At 64.8% G+C, this 3,817-nt stretch carries 3 protein-coding genes; 1 reads left to right on the plus strand and 2 read right to left on the minus strand.

The genetic code is table 11. The annotated features are described in order from the left end of the window. Positions 1-330: 330 nt before the first annotated feature. Positions 331-588: a hypothetical protein gene (locus M3461_17180; GenBank protein ID MDQ3775959.1), complete on the minus strand. Its 258-nt coding sequence runs from the start codon at positions 586-588 to the stop codon at positions 331-333. Positions 589-1,057: 469 nt separating this feature from the next. On the opposite strand from M3461_17180, the gene M3461_17185 reads away from it, so the two are divergent. Continuing rightward, on the plus strand, positions 1,058-3,187 hold the full coding sequence (locus M3461_17185) for a carboxy terminal-processing peptidase (GenBank protein MDQ3775960.1): 2,130 nt from the start codon (positions 1,058-1,060) through the stop codon (positions 3,185-3,187). Positions 3,188-3,220: 33 nt separating this feature from the next. On the opposite strand, the gene M3461_17190 is transcribed toward M3461_17185, so the two are convergent. Continuing rightward, positions 3,221-3,817: hypothetical protein (locus tag M3461_17190; GenBank protein ID MDQ3775961.1), on the minus strand; the 597-nt coding region annotated here is incomplete at its 5' end.

Consider the following 3,817-nt stretch of genomic DNA (forward strand, 5'->3'; position numbering starts at 1 on the left):
GAGGCTGTCGATCGAGTTGAAACGGCTGAACGGACGCAGCTCGAAAAGTGGGAGTCCTCACATGGGACCCCGAGGGAAAAACAAGAAGGGATAATCTGTAAAGTTATTCAAGGGACACTACACTAGCTAGGTAGACCTCGGAGAGCCACTCACAAGTGGCTACGATCTCCCACTGGGTCACGCAGTCCATGGCGTTGATGGGGTAGACCCCTTCACCCCGTCCTCATCGCTCTGGTGGACGCTGTCGATGCGCAGGCTAGCCCGGTCGGCCGTCCGGCTGCGGGGCGCTCGGCGCTCGCCGATCGCGATGCCGGTGGGGCGCGTCTTGGTCTACTGTGGACGGCGCGCCCGGTAGCCGGCGACGCCCCGCAGGTTGTAGAGATGCGCCACCGAGATCGACGCCAGCCGCGCAGCGCGGGTGTCCCAGAAGACCAATAAAACGCGCTGCATCAAGTACTTGGTGGCGGGTCCTGGGAGCGCGTCGTGCAGGGTGTCGGTCTCGGCCAAAAGCGCAATATCGGCGGCCGTGTCCTGGCGGGCCGGCGGAGGGTAGCGCTTAGCGACCCCCCGTTGCCCACAGAACTTCATAGGTTACAATAGCCAGCATGATGCAGGCGCGCTTTACGCCCATAGCCTACGCGCGCTCTACGCCCGCGGTTTACACCCGCGGTCTACGCCGCCAAGCGGATCTCCCGAACGTCCTCCAGGACACGCCGAAATTCTCGATCTGGCGCGCTGCACATGGTTCTATAAGCTTCCAAAAACGGCAGCCAAACGTGTGGAGGGTCGCGCTCGAGTCACGGCGGGGTGCGTATGGATGCCCGCCCCCGCGATTCTAGCGGCGGCCCTACCAGCCATGCCCGGGGAACAGCCTCCTTGCCGGGCATGTGCTTTGCCTTTCCGCTTAGTCGTGGCGAGGATTGACCCAGTGGTGGACGCCGGCCTAGCGCCTCTTCGCCGCGTCTTCCCGTTTCACCGTCCCTAGCGCGGTACCGCAGGCGCGGCCAAACATCCGGGGGGCAAGGGTTTGCACCTCGCTCATTCCGAGGGGTGGCGTATGAAATACCTACGGTGGTACTGCGCGGCGCTAGCCTTTCTGTGCGCCGGGGCTTGGGCCGGCTACCCGCGGATCGGCGACGGTGATCTGGCGGCGGGCCCCCAACACCGGCTTGCCACGATCCTGATCGCCGGCTACCTGTCGACTTACCACTACAAGAAGGTCCCGTTCAGCGACGCGCTCTCGGCCGAGGTGCTCAAGCGCTACGTCGAGACCCTCGACCCCAATCGCAGCTATTTCTTGCAGCAAGACCTGCAGGCCTTCTCCGTCCATCGGGATCGCCTCGATGAGGCCTTGCGCGAGGGCGAGCTCAATCCGGCCTTCGGGGTCTTCAAGGTGTTCCGCCGGCGTCTCGACGAGCGCATGACCTACGCCAAGTCGCTACTGCAACAGCCATTCGACTTCCGCGTCGAGGAAGACCACGTCATCGACCGCAGCAAAACACCCTGGCCCGCGAATCGCGCCGAGCTCGACGATCTGTGGCGGAAACGGGTCAAGAACGATATCCTGGAGCTGCGCGTCGCAGGAAAAGAGCCACAGGAGATCACCACGACCCTCACGGATCGCTACGCTGGCCTCGTGCAGCAGACCTATCAGCTCAATGCCGACGACGTCTTCGACATCTTCATCAACGCCTATGCCTTGTCCATCGAGCCGCACACGGCCTATTTCTCACCGCGCAGCTCCGAGGACTTCCGCATCCGGATGAGCTTGTCGCTCCAAGGGATCGGCGCGGTGCTACGCAGCGAAAACGGATACACCGTGGTGCAGCAGGTGGTTCCCGGCGGTCCGGCGGACCAGAGCGGAAAGCTGCACGACGATGACCGCATCGTGGCCGTGGCCGAGGGCCGGCAAGGTGAAGCGGTGGATGTCATCGGATGGCGGCTGGAAAAGGTCGTGGACCTGATCCGGGGGAAGAGAGGCACGGTGGTCCGGCTGCGGATCATCCCGAAAGGCAGCGCGCCGGAGGCCGGGGCCACGACCATCACCCTGACGCGCGACACCATCAAGCTCGAGGACCAGGCCGCCAAGAAGTCGATGATAGAGGTCGGCCGGTCGGGTTCGATCAGCAAGATCGGCGTGATCAAACTCCCGGCCTTTTACATCGACTTCGAGGCCCGAGCGCGCGGGGACCGTCACTACCGCAGCACGACACGCGACGTGCGCCAACTGATGGGCGAGCTGGTCCGCGACGGCGCGCAGGGCATCGTCATCGACTTGCGAGGCAACGGGGGCGGATCGTTATTGGAGGCCAATGAGCTGACCGGTCTCTTCATCCAGGAAGGGCCGGTCGTCCAGGTGCGTGATGCCGATGGCGATCTCGATATCAACGAAGACAACGATCCGGAGATCGCCTACGGCGGACCGCTCGCGGTCCTGGTGGACCGGCAGAGTGCGTCGGCATCGGAGATCTTCGCCGGCGCGATCCAGGATTACCGGCGCGGGCTCATCGTCGGCGAACCGACCTTCGGAAAGGGCACCGTGCAAAACCTCATCGACCTCGACAGTCTGGGCCGCCGGCGCCCAGGGAACCTTGGCCAGATCAAAGCGACGGTGGCCCAGTTCTTCCGAGTCAACGGCGCCAGCACCCAGCACCGAGGTATCGAACCGGACGTCACCTTTCCGACGCCCCTGCAGTCCTCCGATCAAGGGGAGCGCGGGCTGGAGCACGCCTTGCCCTGGGATCGCGTCGATCCCGCCGAGTACGTCCCCGTAACGGGGGTACCGCAGCGTACCCTCTTTGATCTGCGCACGCGCCACGAGCAGCGGTTGGCAAGCTCCCCGATCTTCAAGCTCCTCACCGAGCAGGCGGAGCATGCGCACCAGATCGAAAAACGGGACCGAGTCACTCTGGCCGAAGACAAACGCCGCGCCGAGCGGAGCGCTTGGGAGGCGATGCGCGCTGAGATCGAAAAGCAACTGCGCCTGGCCTTCGCAGGTGGTCCGACCCCCGTGAAGGACAGCGCAGCGCGTAAGAGCAGCAAAGACGAGGTCGATCTCGGCGCACCGATGCTCCATGAGACCGCGGAGGTTCTATTGGATCTCATTGAGCTAACGAAGCCGGTGACGATCCGCCACGCCGAACAACCGCAGAGGCCCGAGCGCGATTCCGGTTTCGTGAGGCGCTAGCCAAACTTCCCCTGCGCGGGACACGACGCACCTTCAGCGGGCGTTCCAGTAACGCGCGGTTTCATCCCGGTACCGCACCGGACTTCCCACCCCGTCCCCGATCCGGAACCGGACGGCGCCTGCCTCCGCCGTGCCCAGTGTTTCGGCGCCGCGCTTGGCGTAGTGCTCGCGGATCTCGGGCGCCGGGAAACCCCAGCGATTGCGATAGCCCGCGGGAAAAACCACGTAGCGAGGGGACACCGCCGCGACAAAGTCCGGGGTCGATGAGGTCTTGCTGCCGTGATGGGGCGCGACCAGGATCTCGGCGTGCAATGCGGAACCGAGCCGTCGGACCAGGCGCGCCTCGGCCCCGTGCTCGATATCACCGGGGATGAGCACGGCACGGGCGCCGGTCGAGACCCGGAGCACGCAGGAACGCTCGTTGTCGGGGCCGGGATCTCCGACCGTCGGATGCAGCACGGTGAACGCCACACCCTCCCACTTCCAGTGCTGACCCGCCTCGCAGGGGACGGTGCGGCCCCTATTTCTCGCTTCAGGGGAGATCTCCTGCGGGACGCTGGTCAGGATCCGGCCGACCGACACCTCGGCCAAGAGGCTTTCTAGGCCGCCCAGATGGTCGTTATCGCCATG

Source organism: Pseudomonadota bacterium (assembly GCA_030860485.1).
Classification (GTDB): Bacteria; Pseudomonadota; Gammaproteobacteria; order JACCXJ01; family JACCXJ01; genus JACCXJ01.